Genomic DNA, 21,940 nt, shown 5'->3' with positions numbered 1-21,940 from the left:
TAATGCGTATTATTATTCAGGATTCTAAAGGGCCATCGCCCTATACTACGACTGATCGTATTTTTTTAGGAGAAGGGCTGTTTGAGACAATAAAGATTGTTAATGGGAAACCCTGTTATCCTGAATATCATTGGCAACGTTTGCAAAAGGCTGCCATTTTTTTAAAAATCACGTTCGATTTATCCCTGGATGTGTGGTTGAAAAAACTGGGTAGTTGTATTGCGTCAAAGCAGTTACGGGATGGCGTGCTAAAGGCTGTGTTAAGCGCAGGAAGTGCTCCCCGAGGTCTGCTGGAGCGAGGCACTCAGCCTCATCTTGTTCTTACCGCATTTGATTATGTTCATCATGACCGCCAGCCACTTGCTTTGGTCAGTGCTTCATGGGTAAGAGATGCTAAAAATCCGATATATCAGTATAAGTCCATCAATTATCTGGAAGCAATTATAGCACGTCGTCAAGCTCAGGCGGCAGGTGCCGATGATGTGTTGTTTTTTAATCTGGAAGGTCAAATCACAGAGACAACCGTGGCTAATCTTTTTATTATAAAAAATAATGGCTTAATGACCCCTCCGCTACATAGCGGAGTCTTGGCAGGCATTATAAGACAACGTTTGTTAACGCTTTGTAAGGCACACGATATTGACTGTGCCGAGCATGAGTTATATAAAGATAATTTGAATGAAGCAGAGGCTGCTTTTACATGTAATGTTGTGCAAGGTATACGCGCTATACAGTCCATTGATACTCATTTTTTCACTAGTGAGCACCCCCTGTTCGAACACGTGCAAACGCTATTGGCTAATGATTACCAGAACCCTTCTCTTCCCGAATAGTTTTAGTGAAAAAACGAAAGAGTCTTGCTATTAAAAAAAGAAGACCCAACATAAGTAAAGTAAAAATACTCAGATTTTTATAAGAAGGAGTATAATGAACCAGCATGTCCATACTGGCATGGCCACAATAAGTATAAATGATTTCAGTAGGCGCTAAAAATAGAAAAGTAGTAATCACGTAATGGCTGAATTTGATGTGGGTGACGCCTAGCCCGTAATTAACAAGATTAAACGGTATTATGGGGACTATACGAAGTAGTGCTACAAATTGCCAGCCATTGCGTTCAACACCGGTAATCAGTTTATCAATATTAGATCCTCGTTTAGATGATACCCAATCAATAGCCAGATGGCGACTAATACAAAAAGCACAGGCCGCTCCGAGAGTCGCCCCTGTTAAATTAAATAAAGTACCCGGCAGAGGACCAAATAATGCGCCGCCAGCCAGTGTTAATACCATGGTGGGTAGCAGCAGGATGGTCGCGAGAATATAAAGCAATAGAAAAAGAACAGGCGCCAACCAGCCCGCGTCTTTAATACAGTTAAGGATAAGAGGCGCATTATGTTGGAAAATAGTCGCACAGACAATAAACGTTGCTATCGTTAAAACGATACAAAGCGTTTTCATTGATTGTTGTTTGTAAGCCACATGGCAGACACTTTATTACACTGTGATGCTTTGAGCAAGAGTGAATAGCTGCACAATAATTTTTGTTACTACTCGCTTTAATAGCGGTGTATTTTCATACTTAATGCAAGTTTGGTCAATTTAATGATTAGTGGGGGCAGGTTTCTTTTCTGCCAAATTTTCTTCGGAGGTTGGTTTGGGCGATTTAAAAAAATGGCAATTATCGGTTGTTTTTTCACGTTTGAAGGAGTGTTTTGCTGTATGCACCAGGGCAGAGGGATGAGAATTGGATTCACTGGTGGCCACCTGTAAATTTAAAATACAGGCTTTGGCTTTTTCGGCGAGTTCGGGGCTAATACGGCTAATGTAATAAACAAACCAGTGAATTTCCTCGTTCTTTAAGGGGTTTTTACGTACCATCTTATCCTCATTAAAGGTTTTGATAGCGTGCTCTGAAGCAAAAGAATCATGAATGGATTTATCCTCTTTTCCTCTTGATGATAAATAATTCATTATAACTATTGTCGCATAATGCGTGGATCGTTGATAATTTTCAGGTATTTGTGAGCCGTGGATGTAAGGGCTAAGCAAAGCGGTGCTAACGGCAGGGCGATTGAAACGATGAGCTTCGCTATTGGGATCGCTCTTATTTATAGCCTCATCCACATCCTTTTTGCTGTTTAATATTTGCTCGCTAAGCCACATTAGAAATTCATACACAGGGTGTCCTGTATTTTGCTCTCGTTGCTCACTTTTTTCCAAGAGTAACTCGCAAGCTTGTCTTGCGACCTGAACCATAAGAGGTTGCTGTTTATCAAGGTTTAATTTATTGCTGGAAAAAATCGCGTGGAGTAATTGGTCAGACGTCTTAAAATTTGTTGCAGTTTGCAGTAAGTTGTTAATTTCTCCTTTTAATTCCTTTTGTTCTTTTAGTTTTTCTGACTCGTCTTTTCCTGTAGTGTTTAAATTTGTAAAAAGAAGAGAGAAAAGTTGATTGTTCAGTTGTGAAGGAAGCTCAGACTTATCGATCCCTTCTTCTTTCATGCTTGTAAGAAAACTATTTAGAGAGAGGGGTGGTATTTTACTTTCTAATGCTAATAAGAGGAGTATTCTTTGTACTTCAAAAATACACGGATTAGGATTAGTTCCCCCAATAGGATTAATTGTATCAAAAGGTAAAATGAAGAGCGCCATTAATGCCTCACCCATTAAATGGTGTTCTATAAACTCATGGGCCTCAGGAAGGTCATTATTATTGGCAACATAGTGATTGTAATAATAACCAAGCGTTGCAACAGGATGCTCACGAAAAAGTTCGGTTAAAATTGTTTGGTAGTAATCAGGAGTTAGCCTGTATTTTATGGCGTAAAGGCGTTCGAGAATAACATCCAGGCTTTCGGAATTATTAATTTTCAAATTGTTAATACGGGTTAGAAGATCACCGAGTGCTTTGTGAGGAGCATTAAAAAGTGCTTCTTCATACGTTGAATTATCAAGTAATTGAGTAGTAACGGGTATTTCTTTTTCTGAGTTACCGAATACAATAATATCAGGACGTGCCGGTTCTTCCTGTAGCGCTTCTCTTAACCGTGACCCGGTAGGGTTTTTCCGGAAAGAGGGTAAAAAAAGAGACAAAATAATCCAAAACCAGTTGAAAGAAGGCGTCCAGGCAAAACCTTGACCATGTTCGTTACTTAATAGCTTCTCTCTTTTTTTATTAAAATTTTCCAAAATCAAAAAAGTTTCTTCTTCTTGATTAAGAATATTCAAAAGTTCGTTTTTTAGTTTTCGATTCGTTTCGACCGAATTGAGATGATTTCTCCACGCCTGTAATCGTGCTTCATCTTCATTGTATTGGCGCATTTTATGCTCAATATAAGTTTAAAATTTATTCAATAATAGTAGCGCAAATACAGAAGATTGTTTGTTAAGTTATTGTAAGGCTTTGCATCAGTGCTTTAATTATGCTCCACAATTTAGAGAAATAATTAGCCTGTTCGCCTCTGCGTGATATCATTGTGCCCCATCAATAAGGGGATCAATACGTTGACCGGACAAACAACACCCTTGATACGAATTGTCTACTGTCGTCGGCAATTTCGTTACGCTTTGAATTGTTGTTTTGCGCAAATTTTTAACAGTCCATTGAAAAACACCTAATAAAGCCTTAATGTTTCTTTGATACTATAAAGCTATAAAATTGGTTGGTGGAATTATTGATGTCAAATAGCACAGAAAAAATGTTAAATGAACTGCTTGCCACTCACTCAAACACCAAGAGAGTAGAGGAAGCGGGAATTGATGCGGAATACGCTGTTGATGTACCGCAATTAGCCCCTCAATCCAAGGCTACTAATCAGAATGAGTTGGCGAATATTATAGCAAATTGTCTTGTCCCTCAGAAAAATCCCAAGCTTGTCCCAAAAAATTGATTTACCTGGTAGTTAACCTTGTCATATTCTTCATTTTCCCCCTTCCGCTTGGCTTGAAACCTTCTTCAAGCCGAACGGGCCGGGAAATCCAGCTAATTAGCCTATGCTCTTAATTTGCATTTAACTTCAACTATACTTTTTATAGTGAGGAGAATGTTATGAACGACAAGAATTATATGAATCCACAGCCTTTTGCAGTAGAAAGAGCAAATAAAAACTGTGTTAAAAATAAACCAAGTAATTTAGCCGGTACTGAGTTTAATAAAAATTATGCGGAAAAAATAAAAAAAGTTCAGCATCGAAAGTAGCTGGTTTATAGCTATCGATTATCACGTAGCCAGGCTAAATTTAAGAAGAATGAAACGATAGACAGGGGAAGTAAATGCTAAAATGGATTTTTTTTTCTCTCTCAGTGGCGCTTGTTTCAGCATGGTATGGCTATAAAGATCAAACCTCGTCAACCGCTATATTTATAGCGAAATTTATCTGTTACGTGTCTGTAATGGGATTCTTTGTTTTGTTGATTATCAGTATGCTGAGTTCAACACCACCGCAACCCACTCAATTACCATTACCCATGGGTTAAAATAAGGGGCATGCCTATTGAATAAATAGCAGCGAATGAAGTTCTGGCGCATATTATTTGTAACAAATGTTTAGGTTCTGTGGACAGGGTGATAATTTTCTACTCGCTTGCTTCTTGAATTCTTAAGTTCGATAGATATACTTGATCATATAAAGAAGATTATTTTGAGGCGGTTATGGCCAGTTTTTCTCAGACATCCCATTGGCGTGATTCAGCAAGGAGTGCTCGTTTTTTTCTAGTTGATGCCAGAGCTGCGTTCCCGATTTTTCTGTTCTTAATGCATATTCGGGTTTGGACAGGGGTGCTGGTGTTAGTTTCGGCTGTATTTTTCGGAATTATTGAGCATTATGGCTTTACTGTACCTGTTTTTTTGCGCTGGCTTAGAAGTTCTCTGGCAGGCCGGATTAGATCTTCACAACCATGGTGGCGTTAAATGCAGACTGATATTGGTAAAAGCCTGGCTATGATTGCAGCCAGTATGAATGCCAAGTTTTATTTGAATGACCGTTTCGTGAGCTTTGATGAAGTATTTTCACAAACCGGTCTTTTACCGGCAATTGCGCGCCGGGCGGATCAATTGTGCTCCCTGTGTTTAGGCTATGGTTTAGGAGCTACTTTTGATGATGCAGAAAATGCCTTATTGGGAATACGTGTTGTTTTTGACGAGGTAACGCCCAATGCTTTACGTTTATTATGTATGACTGATGTATTGAATGAACTCATTCAGGGAGGGCCGAGTAAGGATTATACGCCTTTGGATGAATTAATGTATGATTGATTTTATTTTATATTACAAACTGTAAAAAAAATGAAATATTTGTTTTTCTTAAGCTTGGCTTAAGGAAGTATCTGCTATGTTAAGCTTAAAGTTGGTTGTAGTTGGGAGTATAAGAGTATGAGCAACCTCGGTAATAAGAATCCCGCTTTGCAGCGATTTAGTTTATTGAATAATGTATATGACCAGAAGAAAACGTCTAAAGATGTACATGATTATGCACAAAGCATGACTCGAGAAATAGGTAAGCTTGTTGAGCAAACCCGTAAAATGGTTAATATTCGTCCCAATGAAGCGAATCAACGAGCCTATAACGCGGTAAGTGATTTATGGCAACAGGTAAATCAACAATTAAATCAAACTCACTCTTCAACAGAAACAGAGCATTTCCAAGACGATAATCCTTCAAGTTTCTCAATGAAATAATAATAAATTAATGAGTTATTAAGCGATTATCGCTGAATACTATTATAATTTTTGTATGAGCTGGAAATTAATATGTCTATTAATTTTGATATTTTCTATATTTTATGAAAGAAGAATTGACAGAACAACAGACCAGGGAAATTTTGAACGCTTTTGATGAGGCTCTTAAAAACGGGCCTTGGGAAGAGTCTAATTTTTTGCGGGTAATCGGAAAAAGTTTACGTGAAATACGAGACAATTTTGCCAGCCACCTTAACGGCGATGAAGAAATAGTAAAAGGTGATTCTTCTTCTGTAAATCCTTTGGCGCAACGATCAGATCATCGTGCCATATACGTTAGTCTTTATTCTTCAGAAGGTAATAATCTTCAAGCCTGGGAACGTATTCTTGCCAATTTACCGCGACAAATGATTTCCCGGCCTGTTTACGAAAATGAAGTATCCGTTCAACATTTAATTAAATCGAAAGAAAACAAGGTTAATGAAGCTTATGTGGTGATTTATATCAATCACGCGGATATTCTTCCGGTACCCCCGGATAAGATCCTTACCGATAAATTCGGTAATCCGCTAATGAATCTTAAAGATCGCTCCTTAAGGCTTGAAAATATAGTTCAGTTTGTCCATCTTTCAGGCACTTATCGTTATGTTAAAGGACGCTTGATTAAAAATACCTCTTGAGTCAGATTTGAGAGTCGCACCTGGTCTAAAGTGAGTATATACTTGAATTATAAATTATAATTTCATTGAGTTGAAAAAAGCGGATGGCTCAACAACCACAGCAGCAAGGTAGTAGCGATAATTCGATGGCTCCCGTGTGGATCACCGTTTTATTGTTTCTTACTTTATTCTTTATTTGGAAATCTGCACATCAGTATATCGTTGCATTTGTGTTTTATCTGAATGTCTTGCAAGCCAAATTAATCAGTTTATTTATTACAAGTCCGCAACTTGATAATGACGTTTATTTAATGCAAACAGTCGATCCCTCAACGGTAACCTGGCAGCAATTTGTAATATTAACGCGGAGTGTGGGGAATTATATTCGTTACCCGGTTGTAGGTATCCTCGTTTTTTTAGCATTTTTTCTCTACCGTTCAGATATTACTCTTAAATTTCGTAAAGCGCATAATATGAAAACGTTACGAATGCAGGAGCAACATAACTGGCTGGCAATTATGCCCGTTGTAAAAGAGGATTTAGTCACAGCAGATCTTAATAAAGGACCTTGGGCTATGGCTTTAACCCCTATGGAATTCGCACGTAAATACCATTTACTCAAAAAAGAGGACGCTCTTCTGGACAACCCGTTACCCGGACAAGAGATGACTGCTGGTATTAAAAAGGGCGACGCGAAGCGTGTTTTTACTTTACAGTTAGGTCCATACTGGGACAGTTTCGATCGTTGTCCTCCGCAAGTTTATGCGTTGGCTGCGGTTTTTATGGCACGTATGAACAGGGATAGAAACTCAGCCAATCTGATTTTGGAAACGTTAGACAAAACCTGTACATCCGGCAAGCCGGATTTTACTGTAGCAAGACCGATACTGCGAAAATATCAAAATGCGGAAAATGTCCAGGAGACTTTATCAAAACATGCCTACCTTTTAACAGCAATGGCTTCTCTCCTTGAGAGAGCGCGAGAGGATGGCGTGGTGCCAACCGCAGAATTTTTATGGTTAAAGCCACTGGATCGCCGATTATGGTATATGCTTAATTGTGTAGGCAGACAGACTCCCTTTGTTGAAGTGGCGGGTCCTTTTGCCCACTGGCGTGCTGAAAAAGAGATGGGTCGTCGTTCACTTGTCCCCATGATTGATGAAGCGATTAAGGCACTTGAAATTGCTATAAAAGAGGTCAAGTTAACACCTCGGGAATTGCAGGAGTTAGAGTCATAATGCGTGGTATAGAATCGCGACATGAAATAGATCCCACAATGTTACTAAGGGATACACGTACCTTTGGTCAACGGGTCAGCGATTTTTTTTCTGATCCAACCAATACATCGATTGTTTTGGTTTCTATGGCAGCGGTTGCATATTATCTGTCAGAGATTGCTACTATGATGCTAATTTTAGGGGCATTGTTTTTTCTCTACAGTTATACGCGCAAACAAAAATTACCTTTTCGGTTACCTAAAATTGCGCGGGTTAAAGATTATAACGACTTAAAACCCGGTATTGGTACGCCTAACATTGCACGGGGTATTGCATTTTTTGGTAATGACCGTAAAACCAATGAAGAACTATGGTTTGGCAATGACGATTTGAGGACGCATGCGCTTATTTTTGGTTCTACGGGTAGTGGTAAAACTGAAGCCCTGGTTTCGCTTGCTTATAATGCCCTGGTCCAGGCCAGTGGTTTTATTTACGTGGATGGTAAAGGTGATAACTCACTCTACGCTAAAATATTTTCAATGGTACGAAGTATGGGGCGAGAGGATGATTTATTACTGATTAATTTTATGACCGGCGCCCGTGACATTATTGGACCGCAGGAAAGGCGTTTATCCAATACATTAAATCCATTCTGCCAAGGCTCTTCCAGCATGCTCACTCAGCTTGTAGTGAGTTTAATGGGTTCATCCAATCAATCGTCGGATGGTGATATGTGGAAAGGGCGAGCTATCAGTTTCGTTGAAGCGTTGATGAAATTGCTCGTTTATATGCGTGATGAAGGTGCAATTTTACTGGATGCAAATACTATCCGTAATTATTTTGATTTACAGCGACTTGAATCAATCGTTATTGATAAAGTTTTTCCGCGTGATGAGCAGGAAAGCATCAATATTGAATCGGTACCCAAGTTAGTTAGCGATCCGTTACGTAACTATGTTTTTAACCTCCCCGGTTACAACAAAGAGAAGAAAGGTAAACAGGTTTCTCAAGTATTGGAACAGCATGGTTTTATTACCATGCAGTTAGTGCGTGTATTTTCATCACTTGCCGATACTTATGGTCATATTATTCGCACAAATCTTGCTGAAGTTGATTTTAAAGATGTCGTGCTTAATCGTCGAATTCTGGTTGTTCTTTTGCCTGCGCTGGAAAAATCACCTGATGAATTATCCAATTTGGGAAAAGTGATTGTCTCTTCGTTAAAAGCAATGATGGCTGCAGGACTTGGTGATCAGGTAGAGGGGGATTATCGTGATGTTATTGAAAGAAAACCCACCAATTCCCCGACGCCTTATATGTGTATTCTGGACGAATATGGTTATTACGCCGTACAGGGTTTTGCTGTGGTACCGGCTCAGGCTCGTTCATTGGGTTTTTCTGCGATTTTTGCGGGGCAGGATTTACCTGCTTTCCAGAAAGCATCTAAAGAAGAAGCGGCATCGATTGGTGCAAATACCAATATAAAAATTTGTATGAAATTGGAAGATCCGACTGAAACCTGGGATTTTTTTACTAAAACAGCCGGCGAAGCGTATGTAACAAAAGTGGATTCTTTTCAAACAAAAGAAACGAGTATCGCTAATAGTTATATGGATACGAAGAGTTCCTCTTTTGAAAAAAGATCACGTATTGATCTATTAGATTTAAAGGACCAGACTGAAGGCGAAGCCCATATTTTTTTCAAATCCAAGATTGTTCGTGCAAGGATGTTTTATGCTAATCCCAAGCCAGTCAAGCAATTAAAAGTGAATCAATTCTTGAAGGTTGAGCCGCCTCCTGATGATTATCTAATGAAATTACAGAAACAATTGTCGAATTTTCAACGGGTACTTGATAGCGGTGATTTAAGTATTGATAAAGAACTAAATACTGAAGAAATTACCTTGATTACTCAGGCTTTACATCATTCTAAAATAAGCGAACCGATTGAACGGGGAGTGGCCGCTTTGCTTGCTTTTCATGGTCATAATGAGCCTGAGCCTGTTGAAGAGCTTGTTGAAGAAGAAGAGGAAGGTATTTTAACTATTTTTAGTCAACTTCGCCGCTCTCCAGAAAGTCTCCCGCTCCTTGTTAAAGATGTGGAGGCATTTTCGCAACCACTGCTTGCGATTAATAATACAAGAAATGCCATCTCTACTATTGAGCGGGCGAGTGGAGCCAAAGATAAATATGCAGCCACGGTGGCAAATGAATTAATTAAAGATTTTCAAATGGCCACCCGATATCCGCCCGAAGAGCGTGATGTGATTAGTGCTGAAGAGTTAACCGATTTAGCAGAAACCTTGATAAGAAAAATTGTGGACGAACGGGAAAAAGCGAATAATAACGATGAAGAATAAGTAGACCTCCAATAATTTGTGCTCAATAACAGACAGGGCCATGTTTGATATCAGTGGTTTCAATGGAGAGAAAATACTGTATTCTGGTTGTAATGAGCGGATGTCCGATTAATTTTCTCTTTGAAATAATATTATACTTTCATAACTTTTTGATTTTTAATATTTTTCAAACTATTAAATCTGATAAAATGCCTATTTTTTGGACGAGTGATAATTTTAATTATTGGAATTTTTAAGAACTGCTTGTAACGCAGTGATTTGTATGTTTTTATTTCATGTGGGCATTAAATTTAATTTTAATTGGTGCGAGGTTTTGGTGAAACGATTGCGTGTTGGCTCCCGATCTTTTTCAACATGGTGTGCCCCTCTGTTAGCATTTCTGTTATTGCTTGGATGTGGTACTAAAATATACCAGCCTGAAGAAGGACCTCGTTTGCCCCGGAAGGTAGATGGCACTGATGACAAGGCGGTCATTGCATTACAGAAAATGCTTGCCCGTTGTGGGGTAAAGGTGATTACAATCGGGCAGGATTATTTAATAAGTATTCCTTCACCATTGTTATTTCCAAGCCAGTCACCCCAGTTAACGTGGGCATCTTATGGTTTGCTTAATAAAGTAGTGCGATTTTTAAAACAGTTTCGTAAGGTAGCTGTCAATGTGACCAGTTTCAGTAGCAAGTATGTTTCCTCTAAACGCGAACATGCTTTGACTTTGGCCAGGGCCAGGGCTGTTGCCGATTATTTATGGTCGCAAGGAATAGACAGCCGTTTTATTTTTACAGAAGGGATGGGGAGTGACAAGCCCATAATGGGATACTCTCAAGGCGGGGATATATCACCTAATTCGCGTATTGAAATTACTTTTAGGGATGCAATTGTTTAGATAAGGTTTTGTGTACATGACTCAAGAAACTTGGAATACGATAAAAAAATCAAAAAACTTTTATGTTCGTACTTACCGCATGGCAATAAAGTGGCTTATCGTTTCACTGGCTATGAATTTTCTTATGGTCTTCGCAAACTACTACCTTTACTTTCACCAGCCCCAGCGTGATTTTTATGCAACAAGTGGTATTGTTCCTCCTGTAAAATTAAAGCCAATGAGTGAGCCGAATTATTCGGCAACGCCATTGCTGGAACCTGATCCACCTAATGACAATGACATAAAAGTCATACCGCAATAATCGAGGATATTATGGCTGAAGATGCGCTAACGACCGTTGGAATAAGAAATGATTTTTATCGTGATGGACAGCGTAAGATAATTCTTGCCTTGCTGCTTTCTATCTTTATTAATGTCGTTATGGCTTCACTTTTATTCTATTTCTTGACTCATCCTCCCGCCCCTCAATATTTTGCGACGACTATTAATGGGCGAATTACGCCTTTATACCCTTTAAATGAACCTAATCAATCTGACTCCGCTGTATTACAATGGGCAAACCAGGCTGCAATAGCGGCTTTTACCTATAATTTTGTTAATTATCGTGATGAATTACAGGCTTCTTCAGGGTTTTTTACCGCGGAAGGCTGGACACAGTTTTTAAATGCTTTGCAACAGTCTAATAATCTGGATGCAGTAAAAGCTAAAAAATTGATAGTGTCCGCCGTTGCCACTCGCGCACCGATTATTCTGCAAAAAGGGTTATTAAATGGCGTTTATTCATGGCGAGTGCAAATGCCAATATTGGTTACTTACCAAAGCGCCAGTGAATTTTCTCAGCAAAATAATGTGGTTACAATGTTGATAAACCGGGTTTCTACATTAAATTCACCACGTGGTATTGGTATTTCCCAGTTTGTGGTGGGGCCAGCTAGCGGCGGAGTCGGTGGATGAAAAAGAAAACACTATTCCATTATACCGCAGGAGCTGCTTTTATAGTTAGCTCCCTTATGTCAGCTTATGCTGCGGAAAAAGATTCTGCGCAACAAGCGTTGCAACAGCTTCGGCTCTTGCAACAACGTTTAACCAATCAAACAGGAGAGCGTCAGTCTAATCAAACTCAATCGGAGCAAACCAGCCAGACGCAAATACCTGCTTTGCCTTCCTCCCCTGATAATCCTTCTACCGAACAAAAACCGGTAAATGAGAATCAAATTTTATCAAATGTGGATAATGAGTTGATTGATGCCAAGGCGTTTGAGGGAGTAAAGCAACAATTGTTTCCACTTACCCCTGAACAAATAATTCATTTAAAGCAAATGTATCATGCCTCTGAATTCGCGGAAGCCTCAACGGCTGGCACGCCTCCTAAACCGACTGCCACCTCACAATTTGTGAATTTATCGCCAGGTTCGACACCACCCGTGATTCGTTTGTCCCAGGGATTTGTTTCTTCTCTGGTTTTCCTTGATTCTACAGGTGCGCCATGGCCCATTAATGCTTATGATTTGGGTGATCCTTCTTCCTTTAATATTCAATGGGACAAAACCAGTAACACATTAATGATTCAGGCCACGAAATTGTACAATTATGGTAATTTAGCGGTTCGTTTACGTGGTTTAAATACTCCCGTCATGCTGACTCTGATTCCGGGCCAGAAAGCGGTGGATTATCGTGTGGACTTGCGCATCCAGGGTTATGGTCCTAATGCGAAAAGTATGCCAATGGAAGAAGGTATTCCTCCCAGTGCAAGCGATATTCTTCTTCATGTTCTTGATGGTGTGCCTCCAGATGGCAGTCAGCGACTTGTGGTCAGTGGTGGTGATGCAAGAGCCTGGGCTATTAATGATAAAATGTATGTCAGGACGAACCTGACTATTTTATCGCCCGGTTGGATAGGTAGCATGACCAGCGCAGATGGGACACATGCTTATGAAATGCAAAAATCGCCGGTTTTACTGGTTTCCTGGCATGGAAAGGTCATGCAGCTTAAGGTAGAAGGGTTATAATAAATGGCAGGTAGAAAAGAAAATCTTAAATCGCTATTTTCAAATACTCGTTCTCGAGTAATTATTATCTTTACGGCTTTACTGCTGATTATGGCAGTTATTATTGGTGTAACCAAATTAAGATTTTCAGAGGATGTGGGTGTTCCTCCTAAAGCGTCAGTTACTTACGCACCAACGATTGAATCTATTCCCGGTGCGCTTAACCCCACTGTGCAATATGCAAAGTTGCAGGAAATGCAAAATGTTGATCAGGCACAGAGCGCTATGAAAACTGGTGGCAGTGCAATTCCTACCATTATACGTACCCAGGCGATAGGAGAGGGTGTACAACCTATAGGCGAACCGCCTTCAGGCGAAGGGAGTATTGGTTTTACTGCTTTGACACGTGAAAGTGAAGCGGGAACTCCTCGCAGTGTATGGTTGCAGACCCTGCAAGAGGGTAATTGTAGTAAAACAAGCGTGATGAGCGTTGTGAATCAGGGAGCTACCCTTTCCGATTTAAAAAGTGGCTGCACGTGTATTCAATTAAAAGATAATGGTTATCAACTTACAGATTTGGAGCAGATTTGTTCCTGCAAGGAGTTAAAGGCAGCCGGATTTAATGCTCTGCAACTTAAAGAAGCAGGTTATAATGCAGGCCGATTGCGGCTTTGTCAATTTGATGCCTGTGCCTTACGTAGTGCAGGATTTACAGCTCAACAGATGAAAGACGGCGGTTTTTCTGATGGAGAATTAAAAGGAGCCGGTTTTTCGGATAATGATATTGCAAAAGCGAGTGGTTTACCCAATGGTATCTCAGAAGCTGATGTTCGAAGAGCCGATTGTCAGGTAGACTCATTATCACGTTTACACGCGGCTGGTGTTAGTGCTTCCGCAGTTCGACGTATTAATGGGTGTAGTGCCACACAATTAAAAGCAGCAGGATATAATGCCACTGATTTGAAAAATGCCGGTTTTAGCGCAGCAGATCTGAAAAATGCCGGTTTTACACCTTCGCAGCTTAAAGAAGGGGGTTTTACTGCAAGAGATTTACTGAACGCCGGTTTTTCTCCTGATGATCTGGCAGCGGGTGGATTTACTCCCGGAGAAATTGCAACCGGTACGGCAGAACTGCCACCAGGAATTAATCCTGCTGATATTAAAAGTGCAGATTGTGATGCAGAAGCATTAAGAAAAGAGCGTCTGGCAGGAGTCAGCGCAAAATTAATCAGGCAATACGCTGGTTGTAATGCGAAGACTTTAAAAGACGCCGGTTTTTCTGATAACGACTTGGCGGACGCAGGGTTTACGCCGGAACAAATCAACGCTGCGAGCGCTCCTGTCGATGATAATACAATTCGTGCAGCAGGTTGTGATATTAATCAATTAAAAACGCTTCAGGCCAAAGACGTAGCGGCCACAAGAATCCATGCTTTAAATGGTTGTAGCATAGCACAATTAAAAGCAGCAGGTTATGATGCACAACAGTTAGCTGCCGCCGGGTTTACACCCGAACAGCTTTTAGCTGCGGGATTTACGCCTGATGAGATCCGGGCTGCCGCTGCTCTCACCGATGACGCAATTCGAGCTGCGGGTTGTGATTCTGCAAAGTTAAATTTTTTATTGAGTCAAGGGGTTTCTGCTAAACGTGTTAGAGAATTAAATGGTTGTAGCATAAATGCTTTAAAAAATGCAGGGTTTGATGCAAAAGCATTATCAAATGCAGGATTTACTCCACAGGACTTGTTAAATGCCGGTTTTACTCCGGAGCAATTGGCCCAGGGGGGAGTTCACACCGCGGCAGTTGTCGCAGCAGGCAGAACAGCCAATTGTAGTGTTGCTTCTTTACAAGCAGCCCATGTAGCGGGAATATCGGCAGCTACTATTAAACAGACTTTGGGTTGTGATGCAGCAGCAATGAGGGCGGCTGGCTATACAGCTAAAGACTTAAGTAATGCCGGTTTTACAGCCGCGGAGTTAAAAAATGCGGGATTTAACGTCAATGATCTTAAAAATGCAGGGTTTACAGCGAAAGAGCTGCGTGATGCAGGGTTTAGTGCTGCTGATCTTAAACATGCAGGTTTTAATGCAACTCAATTAAAAGACGCTGGTTTTAGTGCAACCGAACTTAAGAATACAGGGTTTACCGCGGCTCAATTAAAAAACGGGGGTTTTAGCGCAGGTGATCTGAAAAGTGCAGGATTTACTGCGGCTCAATTAAGAGCCGCAGGTTTTAATGCCGGTGATCTGAAAGGGGCGGGTTTTAGTGCCTCCGACCTTCGACATGCGGGATATAATGATACGGAGCTGCAAAATGCAGGATTCACTGTTCCTGCTTCAACGGTTGCGGGATTGGAAAATGTTGCTCAATCAGGAGCTTCTTCTAATGTAGCACCTCTTCCGAGTATTCCAGGGCAACCCACTTCGACTGCTCAGGCTGTTCAGAATGCAAATGCTCAGAAGCTACAGGATATTTTAAAAAGACAGAATCAACAATTAGCGGATCAACGTTATCAACAAAGAATTCAACAACGCACCGCTCAGATGATGGGACCGGCCAACCAGTCTTTACAATCGTGGCACAAGGTTTCTACTCAAATATATATTGCCGGTAATCCACCTAAACATGAAGGTAAAGAGGGGACAATAACTGGTGATGAAGGGGAGGGCAATCAAAGAATGCTAACTGGCCCTCAGGGTCCTGGAGGCAATAACAACCCTGCTCAACCCGCATTGATTAAAACAGGCGACATACTTTTTGCGGTGATGGATACTTCGGTCAATAGCGATGAGCCAGGACCTATTTTAGCAACGATTGTTTCTGGAAAATTAAAAGGTGCAAAATTAATCGGTAGTTTCACCTTACCCAGCAATGCCGATAAAATGGTGATTAGTTTTAATACCATGTCAGTTCCTGGAGCACCTAAAACCACCTCAATAAGTGCTTATGCAATTGATCCAAATACAGCGCGTACTGCATTATCCAGCAATACAGATCATCATTATTTACTGCGCTACGGTTCTTTATTTGCGGCAACTTTTCTGGAAGGATTTGGTAATGCATTTCAATCGGCTAATACTACAGTAACTATTGGTGGTACTGGCGGAGGTAACAATATTACCGTAGCGAATGGCATTAACCGTTCAATATTGGAAAATGCGGTGATTGGATTAGCAACACTGGGTAAGAGTTGGGGACAGGTAGCACAACAACAGTTTAGCCGACCTACTACAGTGGAAGTTTATTCAGGTATGGGTTTGGGTATTCTGTTTACCCAGGATGTAGCCTCACTTTAACATGATGAGCAGGTAAGATATGGCAGATAACGATCAATATAATGATGAATATCAATTCGCTGATCTGGATGTGATTAGCCCTGATTCTTTAGGAGGAGAAGAGGGTACATCAAGGGATGAACCGACTCAAGAACCGGTGAAAAAAGGTGGAACAACTATAAAACGCAATGCTTTAATTGTCATAGGATTAGTCGTTTTATCAATGTTAGGTTATAAATTTCTGGGTTCTTTTTTTACGGGAAAACCAAGTGATACCCAGGAAAAAGCAACTGTGCCTCCTATGGCAGCGGTACAAACTCAACAAACACCGCCACCTGCAGTCGTCGCCCCAGCACCTGTTGCTCCTCCTCCTGTAATACAATCCAGCCCGGATAATTCTCAATTTACCCAGAAGCTCTCTGCACTGGAAATGGGACAACAAAATGTACGTTCGGAAGTTAACTCAGTCAACACTCAATTAAATGGTATTAATACCAACGTCAATGAGTTAACTGAAAAAATAGCTGATCTTAATCGTATGTTAACTGTTCTTGCAGAAAAAGTTGATCAACAATCGAGTAAAATTGCTGTCTTGACAGAAAGAGCGAAGCCTAGACCTGTACGCCGACCCATGGTTGCAAGACGAGTGATTGGACCCGTTTATTACATCCAGGCGGTGATACCCGGGCGAGCATGGTTAATTGCTACAAATGGGTCTACACTTACCGTTAGAGAGGGAACCCAAATAGCTGGTTATGGTATTGTGAAACTAATCGATCCTAATCAGGGACGTGTTTTAACAAGTTCTGGCAGAGTAATTCGGTTTAGCCCACAAGATAGTTGAGGCAAGTAATTTATGTCTATGGGGAATGATGGTTCCTGGGAACCCTGGATAACAAATCAGGCAAATATTTTAGTTAATGTAGCTAATAACCTGCTATCTGTTGAAAAGTTAATAACAGGAGGGGCTTATTTAATTGGAATAGCTTTTGCCTTTAAAGCAATCTACAGTTTAAAAATGTATGGTGAATCCCGGACAATGATGTCAAATAGTGGCAGTATAAAAGAACCTGTCGTTTATTTTATTGTGGCAGGGATATTTATTTACTTCCCTACCGGAATGCAAGTGATGTTGCAAACCACCTTTGGGGAAAACAGCATTTTGGCGTATGCTCCTATAAATAGCAATAACACGGCGCTTAGTACGCTTTTTGGTACTGGAAGTAGCGTAGGTAATTCTTTATCAATAATCATTCAGGTTATTGGCGTCATCGCTTTTGTCAGAGGGTGGGTGCTTATTGCTCGCTCCGCTTCTCAGGGACAGCAGCCTGGGGGTACAGGGAAAGGCCTGGTTCATGTTTTTGGTGGTATTTTAGCAATGAATATTGTTCGTACTCTGGAAATTATTAATAATACGTTATATGGTACAACTTAGCAGTTTAAAATAGGAGAAAAATAGTGAATAAATCATTGTTGGATGTGGGAGATATTGTAAAACGCTGGCTTGCGCCGTTTACCTTTCTTGGCTTAATAATTCTGACAGGTGAGGCTTTTGCTTCCCAGAGCCTTGGAGAGATGGCATCGAACATTACCAGCTCATTTACAAGCTTAACCAAATTGGTTACAGCAGGATCTTATCTGGCTGGTCTGGGTTTCTCCATTGGAGCTATTATGAAATTCAAACAGCATAAAGATAACCCTACCCAGATTCCAATTGGTACTCCAATAGCCTTATTATTCATTGCAGCCGCTTTATTATTCTTACCTTCAATTCTGGGTATCGCAGGCGAAACCATGTTTGGAGGCAGTGCTTCAACAGCTGGACCTGGTGGTATGATTTTTAGTAGTGGCAGTTAATAATTTTTGGAAAACAGGAGGGCGTTACCTCCTGTTTTTCTTGTTAATACGAGTGTATTGAGATGATGGTTACTCAAGGGCGTAGTGAATTAAAACTTGTTGCCAGCCCGGGTTCCTGGCGCTTATATTCTGCCCGGAAAGCGGACGAACGTTTTAAAGCGTATGAACTTAAAGTATTTCAGCGTGATCGTTACACTTGTTATTTTTGCGGATTTCAGGCAAGGTTATTTCAGGATATTGTAAATCTCGATCATGATTTTACAAATAATCGATTAACCAATCTGGTAACAGCCTGTTGTTTTTGTACACAATGTTTTTTTATTGAATCGGTGGGTGTGGGTGGCTATGGGGGAGGCACTTTGATTTATCTTCCAGAATTGTCTCAACCGGAGTTAAATAGCTTATGTCATGTACTTTTTTGTGCTATTACGAATGATACTGGCTATAAAAGTAGCGCTCAAAATATTTATCGAAGTTTTAAGTTCCGCGCCCAAGCCGTTGAAGAAAAATATGGTGAAGGTACCAGTGATCCTGCAATTTTTGGTCAGTTACTTATTGATTCAGGAATAACTACAGGAGAAACTTCGGATAAATTATTTAAAAATATTCGATTATTACCTTCAAGAGCAAAATTTCGCAAACAAATTGAACGATGGGCCGCCAGTGCTTTGCAAGAGATTTCTAATAAAAAATAATAAAGCGATTATTTTAAAAATTGACAGTTGTTTTTTACCTATTACCAGACAAATGTAAATGGATTTTTAAAAGCTCGTGGTGGATTTGAATGGTGAAAATATAGCGCCTGTAGATGAGGATTTGAACATCGTATTGATGAAGCAAGTCTATTTTGAAGCGCTCTGTAAAATAGCATGGTGTAACAGTAGGGAATTTACATGGGGAAATGGTCAGAGTCATTTTTTGATGGTATTGATACCTTTTTTGCCTGGTTAAGTACATCTCTGAAGCAAACAACAGAGTCTTATTGTGATCTGGAAACAGCAGATAGTCCCACAGTACTGGTTAACCACGATGGTACGTTATTGTCCATTCTTAAAGTAGAGGGTGTCACAGCACTTGCTGGTGCCGAGGAGTTTGAGCGTCTTATAGAAGGCTTAAGCAATGCTTTTCAGGCGGCTATGGGCCGACCAGGACATGCTTTACAGGTCTTTTTTAGTCATGATAAACAAAATATCAGAAAAGTGATTCAGGATATTTATGCACCTGCCGAAGCAACCGCAAAACGTCTTGAACTTGGTCTGGATGATTTATTCTCCGAGCGTGTCAATTTTCTCTCCCAATATTGCGCTGAAGAACGCGTTTATTTTGTTCTCTATACGCGTCCGCATAACTTGACTCAAGATCAATTGAAAGCGTCTTCTAAAGCAAAAATCAAAATGTTGAAGGACACGAAAGCGCCACCTTTTAAAAACAGTCAAACCATTTTTGCGGCTATTCCGGAACTGCGCGATACTCATGAGGCTTATGTGCGTGCTATTCTTAATGATCTGGATTCGCTTAATGTGTATGCGACATTAATGGAGGTTCATGATGCCGTTCATGCCATACGTATGACGGCAGATCCTGATTTTACCGCAGCAGATTGGCGGGCTTCCCTCCCCGGGGACAAAATTTTACCTCGCGAAGTGAATGGCTTTAATGGCGATCCTTCGGATTTGTTATGGCCTTCTTTAGCAAAACAAGTTATTCCGCGTGATGCAGAAGTGATGGATTTACGTACTGTTCAAGTCGGCAATAAAATTTATTCTTCTGTTTTTATTGATCTTTTTCCCAAGGAAATCAGACCTTTTATTAGTTTATTTGGACGTATCCTGCCTTCTCATATCCCATGGAGGATTTCGTTTTTGCTCGAAAGTGAAGGTCTGAACACTATCAAATTTAAAGGATTACTTTCTGCCATTTTGAGTTTTTCTTCTGCGCAAAACAGATTGATCAGTGACTCTGTCAATCTCCTGAGGTATTTACAGTTAAACTCGGACGACGCCATCATTCGTTTACGTGTTGTCGCAACAACTTGGGCCCCTGAAAAAGAAATTGCTTTATTGCGTCGACGTAGTTCTGAATTAGTTAAGGCGATTCAGGGATGGGGATCTACCGATGTATCCGAGATTTGTGGTGATCCTTTTGCGGGCTTTGCATCGAGTATGTTGGCTATTAACCTGAATAGCGCAGCGGTGCCTTCGGTAGCACCTTTGTCTGACGTTATATCGATGTTACCTATTACGAGGCCGGCTTCCCCCTGGCAGACGGGTGCTTTATTGTTCCGTTCGCCGGATGGCAAGCCATGGCCTTTTCAACCAGGGTCAACCCAGCAAACTACCTGGATTGACCTGGTGTACGCAAGACCTGGTTCTGGTAAGTCAGTGTTATCAAATGCATTAAATCTGGCCCTTTGTCTTTCCGGTGGGTTAACACGCTTGCCTCGTATAGCGATTATTGATATTGGACCTTCCAGTAGCGGCTTGATTTCCTTGCTTAAAGAAGCATTGCCTGCATCGAAACGCCATCTTGTCGCGTACCATCGCTTAAGAATGACACCAGAGTATTCAATTAATCCTTTTGATACACAATTAGGTTGTCGTTATCCTACTGCCCTGGAACGTGCTTTTTTAGTCAATTTCTTAACTCTCCTCACCACTCCTTTAGGGGCTGCAAAACCCTACGATGGGATGCCCGATTTAGCCGGTATGGTGGTGGATGAATTGTATAAAAGTATGGCTGACGAATACAACCCAACTCCTTACGCGCCCGGGGTCGAAGGATTTATAGATAGTATTCTGGAAGAAATCGGCTTTGTCAGAGACTCCAAATCTACCTGGTGGGAAGTGACAGATTCGCTTTATTCAGCCGGTTTTATTCATGAAGCAATGCTGGCTCAACGTTATGCAATGCCCTTATTGGCTGATGCTGCTTCAATTTGCCGTACTCCTTCAATCGAGGACTTGTACGAAAAAGTGACTGCGCCTACCGGTGAGTCCTTAATTAATGCGTTTTCTCGCATGATTTCAGGTGCTGTTCGTGAATATTCCATTTTATCGCGTATCACCAGTTTTGATATTGGGGATGCACGTGTAGTATCCCTCGATTTGGACGAGGTGGCTAAAAGTGGTGGTGATGCAGCAGATCGTCAAACCTCCGTGATGTACATGTTAGCCCGTTATGTACTCGCCAGACATTATTACTTGACTGAGGAAAGTTTGAATAATGTTCCTGAGCAATATAAAGAATATCATAAAGAACGGGTCTTTGAGATTAGAGAAGATCCCAAGCGAATTGTTTATGATGAGTTTCATCGTACCTCAAAATCTTCTGCGGTGCGTGATCAAGTAATTATTGATATGCGTGAAGGCCGTAAATGGAAGGTACAGATTGCTTTGTTATCCCAATCGGTTGATGATTTTGATCCGGTAATGATTGATTTTAGCACGGCAATTTATGTGATGGACGCAGGTCCTTCTCAGGCGGTGGAGAAGACAAGTGAAATTTTTGGCTTATCAAATACTGCAAAAGCGGCACTTCGTACCCGGGTGCACGGTCCGCGGCAGGGTGGGGCAACTTTCCTTGTTCAATACGCTACTAAAAATGGTGTTAATGTCCAATTATTAACATTAACGCTGGGGCCAGTTGAATTATGGGCTTTCAGCACTACCGCGGAGGATGCTACAGTCCGTAATCAATTATATCGTCATTTGGGACCCGCAGAAGCAAGACGATTACTGGCTGCTCTATTTCCTGGCGGTTCAGTAGCCAAAGAAATTGAAATACGTTTAAGTGCAATGAAAGAAGGTACAGGATTGATCGAGGAAAATGAAAAAGCCAGTATTATAGAACAATTGATTATTGATATTCTTGAGGCGTATTCCAAAGATCCGAATGTCAAAATGTTACCTGGCAAATTACATAATTAGTAATAACTCCGGTGGGCGGGTTGGAAGCGTCCACCTGAAATCTTCTCATTTTTGTGCACGTGATGGGTAATTGATTTATTTAAAGTTTTTTGAT

22 protein-coding genes are annotated in these 21,940 nt (G+C 40.8%); 20 read left to right on the top strand and 2 right to left on the bottom strand.

All coding sequences use genetic code 11. The features are described from left to right. Nucleotides 1–2: 2 nt before the first annotated feature. Nucleotides 3–833, top strand: a complete 831-nt coding sequence (locus T345_RS0103430; protein WP_051555114.1) for an aminotransferase class IV — start codon at nucleotides 3–5, stop codon at nucleotides 831–833. Here T345_RS0103430 and T345_RS13435 read toward each other — a convergent pair. After that, nucleotides 799–1,482, bottom strand: a complete 684-nt coding sequence (locus T345_RS13435; RefSeq protein ID WP_242604574.1) for a TVP38/TMEM64 family protein — start codon at nucleotides 1,480–1,482, stop codon at nucleotides 799–801. The two genes, T345_RS0103430 and T345_RS13435, sit on opposite strands and share 35 nt — an antisense overlap. Nucleotides 1,483–1,602: 120 nt before the next feature. Beyond that, nucleotides 1,603–3,324 carry a hypothetical protein gene (locus T345_RS0103420; protein ID WP_028388117.1) on the bottom strand — a complete coding sequence of 574 codons (1,722 nt, stop codon included), beginning with the start codon at nucleotides 3,322–3,324 and terminating at the stop codon, nucleotides 1,603–1,605. 356 nt (nucleotides 3,325–3,680) lie between these two features. Here T345_RS0103420 and T345_RS0103415 point away from each other — a divergent pair, with 356 nt between their 5' ends. The 19 genes from T345_RS0103415 (at nucleotide 3,681) to T345_RS0103320 (ending at nucleotide 21,846) form a co-directional block, all read left to right on the top strand. Further along, complete coding sequence (locus T345_RS0103415; RefSeq protein WP_028388116.1) at nucleotides 3,681–3,893, top strand: hypothetical protein; 213 nt, start codon at nucleotides 3,681–3,683, stop codon at nucleotides 3,891–3,893. A 158-nt stretch (nucleotides 3,894–4,051) separates the two neighbouring features. Further along, nucleotides 4,052–4,201, top strand: coding sequence for a hypothetical protein (locus tag T345_RS14970; protein ID WP_156935619.1), 150 nt, complete (start codon nucleotides 4,052–4,054; stop codon nucleotides 4,199–4,201). A 74-nt stretch (nucleotides 4,202–4,275) separates the two neighbouring features. Further along, nucleotides 4,276–4,479, top strand: a complete 204-nt coding sequence (locus T345_RS0103405) for a hypothetical protein (protein WP_028388115.1) — start codon at nucleotides 4,276–4,278, stop codon at nucleotides 4,477–4,479. 175 nt (nucleotides 4,480–4,654) lie between these two features. Further along, on the top strand, nucleotides 4,655–4,912 hold the full coding sequence (gene icmT, locus T345_RS0103400) for an IcmT/TraK family protein (RefSeq protein ID WP_028388114.1): 258 nt from the start codon (nucleotides 4,655–4,657) through the stop codon (nucleotides 4,910–4,912). Then, complete coding sequence (locus T345_RS0103395; protein ID WP_028388113.1) at nucleotides 4,913–5,257, top strand: type IV secretion IcmS family protein; 345 nt, start codon at nucleotides 4,913–4,915, stop codon at nucleotides 5,255–5,257. 117 nt (nucleotides 5,258–5,374) lie between these two features. Then, nucleotides 5,375–5,680: a hypothetical protein gene (locus tag T345_RS0103390; protein WP_028388112.1), complete on the top strand. Its 306-nt coding sequence runs from the start codon at nucleotides 5,375–5,377 to the stop codon at nucleotides 5,678–5,680. 104 nt (nucleotides 5,681–5,784) lie between these two features. Further along, the gene (icmQ, locus tag T345_RS0103385; RefSeq protein WP_028388111.1) at nucleotides 5,785–6,360 is read left to right on the top strand and encodes a Dot/Icm secretion system protein IcmQ; all 576 of its coding nucleotides are present in this window, start codon (nucleotides 5,785–5,787) and stop codon (nucleotides 6,358–6,360) included. An 83-nt stretch (nucleotides 6,361–6,443) separates the two neighbouring features. After that, complete coding sequence (gene icmP / locus T345_RS0103380) at nucleotides 6,444–7,577, top strand: type IVB secretion system coupling complex protein DotM/IcmP (RefSeq protein WP_028388110.1); 1,134 nt, start codon at nucleotides 6,444–6,446, stop codon at nucleotides 7,575–7,577. Continuing rightward, nucleotides 7,574–9,916, top strand: a complete 2,343-nt coding sequence (locus T345_RS0103375) for a TraM recognition domain-containing protein (RefSeq protein ID WP_028388109.1) — start codon at nucleotides 7,574–7,576, stop codon at nucleotides 9,914–9,916. The genes icmP and T345_RS0103375 overlap by 4 nt, the downstream gene beginning before the upstream one ends. A gap of 316 nt (nucleotides 9,917–10,232) precedes the next feature. After that, on the top strand, nucleotides 10,233–10,799 hold the full coding sequence (gene icmN / locus T345_RS0103365; protein WP_242604573.1) for a type IVB secretion system protein IcmN/DotK: 567 nt from the start codon (nucleotides 10,233–10,235) through the stop codon (nucleotides 10,797–10,799). Nucleotides 10,800–10,815: 16 nt separating this feature from the next. Beyond that, a complete protein-coding gene (gene icmM / locus T345_RS0103360) occupies nucleotides 10,816–11,100 on the top strand; it encodes a type IVB secretion system protein IcmM/DotJ (RefSeq protein WP_028388107.1) in 285 nt (94 codons plus the stop codon). An 11-nt stretch (nucleotides 11,101–11,111) separates the two neighbouring features. Further along, nucleotides 11,112–11,753 (top strand): type IVB secretion system apparatus protein IcmL/DotI, encoded by a 642-nt coding sequence (locus tag T345_RS0103355; RefSeq protein WP_028388106.1) that lies wholly within the window; start codon nucleotides 11,112–11,114, stop codon nucleotides 11,751–11,753. Next, the gene (locus T345_RS0103350) at nucleotides 11,750–12,808 is read left to right on the top strand and encodes a DotH/IcmK family type IV secretion protein (RefSeq protein WP_051555113.1); all 1,059 of its coding nucleotides are present in this window, start codon (nucleotides 11,750–11,752) and stop codon (nucleotides 12,806–12,808) included. Before T345_RS0103355 ends, T345_RS0103350 begins: the two co-directional genes overlap by 4 nt. 3 nt (nucleotides 12,809–12,811) lie before the next feature. Continuing rightward, nucleotides 12,812–16,084 (top strand): type IVB secretion system protein DotG/IcmE, encoded by a 3,273-nt coding sequence (gene dotG, locus T345_RS0103345; protein ID WP_028388104.1) that lies wholly within the window; start codon nucleotides 12,812–12,814, stop codon nucleotides 16,082–16,084. 19 nt (nucleotides 16,085–16,103) lie between these two features. After that, the gene (gene icmG, locus T345_RS0103340; RefSeq protein WP_028388103.1) at nucleotides 16,104–16,907 is read left to right on the top strand and encodes a type IVB secretion system protein IcmG/DotF; all 804 of its coding nucleotides are present in this window, start codon (nucleotides 16,104–16,106) and stop codon (nucleotides 16,905–16,907) included. A 12-nt stretch (nucleotides 16,908–16,919) separates the two neighbouring features. Continuing rightward, entirely contained in the window at nucleotides 16,920–17,498 is a 579-nt protein-coding gene (locus T345_RS0103335) for a type IV secretion protein IcmC (protein ID WP_131777735.1), read from the top strand. Between the two features lie 95 nt (nucleotides 17,499–17,593). Further along, entirely contained in the window at nucleotides 17,594–17,920 is a 327-nt protein-coding gene (locus T345_RS0103330) for a type IV secretion protein IcmD (protein WP_242604576.1), read from the top strand. A 62-nt stretch (nucleotides 17,921–17,982) separates the two neighbouring features. Beyond that, on the top strand, nucleotides 17,983–18,615 hold the full coding sequence (gene icmJ, locus T345_RS0103325; RefSeq protein ID WP_028388100.1) for a type IVB secretion system protein IcmJDotN: 633 nt from the start codon (nucleotides 17,983–17,985) through the stop codon (nucleotides 18,613–18,615). Nucleotides 18,616–18,813: 198 nt separating this feature from the next. Beyond that, nucleotides 18,814–21,846: a type IV secretion protein IcmB gene (locus tag T345_RS0103320; RefSeq protein ID WP_028388099.1), complete on the top strand. Its 3,033-nt coding sequence runs from the start codon at nucleotides 18,814–18,816 to the stop codon at nucleotides 21,844–21,846. The last annotated feature ends 94 nt before the right edge of the window (nucleotides 21,847–21,940 follow it).

Source organism: Legionella fairfieldensis ATCC 49588, from assembly GCF_000621525.1.
Classification (GTDB): Bacteria; Pseudomonadota; Gammaproteobacteria; order Legionellales; family Legionellaceae; genus Tatlockia; species Tatlockia fairfieldensis.
Note: the sequence above shows the minus strand (reverse complement) of the source record. Positions and strands in the feature narration are given on the sequence as shown.

Bases quoted from the DNA above. Each gene is read 5' to 3' on its own strand.
- T345_RS0103430 (WP_051555114.1), top strand. From the start codon at position 3: ATGCGTATTATTATTCAGGATTCTAAAGGGCCATCGCCCTATACTACG.
- T345_RS0103420 (WP_028388117.1), bottom strand. From the start codon at position 3,324: ATGCGCCAATACAATGAAGATGAAGCACGATTACAGGCGTGGAGAAAT.
- T345_RS0103415 (WP_028388116.1), top strand. From the start codon at position 3,681: ATGTCAAATAGCACAGAAAAAATGTTAAATGAACTGCTTGCCACTCAC.
- T345_RS14970 (WP_156935619.1), top strand. From the start codon at position 4,052: ATGAACGACAAGAATTATATGAATCCACAGCCTTTTGCAGTAGAAAGA.
- T345_RS0103405 (WP_028388115.1), top strand. From the start codon at position 4,276: ATGCTAAAATGGATTTTTTTTTCTCTCTCAGTGGCGCTTGTTTCAGCA.
- icmT (WP_028388114.1), top strand. From the start codon at position 4,655: ATGGCCAGTTTTTCTCAGACATCCCATTGGCGTGATTCAGCAAGGAGT.
- T345_RS0103395 (WP_028388113.1), top strand. From the start codon at position 4,913: ATGCAGACTGATATTGGTAAAAGCCTGGCTATGATTGCAGCCAGTATG.
- T345_RS0103390 (WP_028388112.1), top strand. From the start codon at position 5,375: ATGAGCAACCTCGGTAATAAGAATCCCGCTTTGCAGCGATTTAGTTTA.
- icmQ (WP_028388111.1), top strand. From the start codon at position 5,785: ATGAAAGAAGAATTGACAGAACAACAGACCAGGGAAATTTTGAACGCT.
- icmP (WP_028388110.1), top strand. From the start codon at position 6,444: ATGGCTCAACAACCACAGCAGCAAGGTAGTAGCGATAATTCGATGGCT.
- icmM (WP_028388107.1), top strand. From the start codon at position 10,816: ATGACTCAAGAAACTTGGAATACGATAAAAAAATCAAAAAACTTTTAT.
- T345_RS0103355 (WP_028388106.1), top strand. From the start codon at position 11,112: ATGGCTGAAGATGCGCTAACGACCGTTGGAATAAGAAATGATTTTTAT.
- T345_RS0103350 (WP_051555113.1), top strand. From the start codon at position 11,750: ATGAAAAAGAAAACACTATTCCATTATACCGCAGGAGCTGCTTTTATA.
- dotG (WP_028388104.1), top strand. From the start codon at position 12,812: ATGGCAGGTAGAAAAGAAAATCTTAAATCGCTATTTTCAAATACTCGT.
- icmG (WP_028388103.1), top strand. From the start codon at position 16,104: ATGGCAGATAACGATCAATATAATGATGAATATCAATTCGCTGATCTG.
- T345_RS0103335 (WP_131777735.1), top strand. From the start codon at position 16,920: ATGTCTATGGGGAATGATGGTTCCTGGGAACCCTGGATAACAAATCAG.
- icmJ (WP_028388100.1), top strand. From the start codon at position 17,983: ATGATGGTTACTCAAGGGCGTAGTGAATTAAAACTTGTTGCCAGCCCG.
- T345_RS0103320 (WP_028388099.1), top strand. From the start codon at position 18,814: ATGGGGAAATGGTCAGAGTCATTTTTTGATGGTATTGATACCTTTTTT.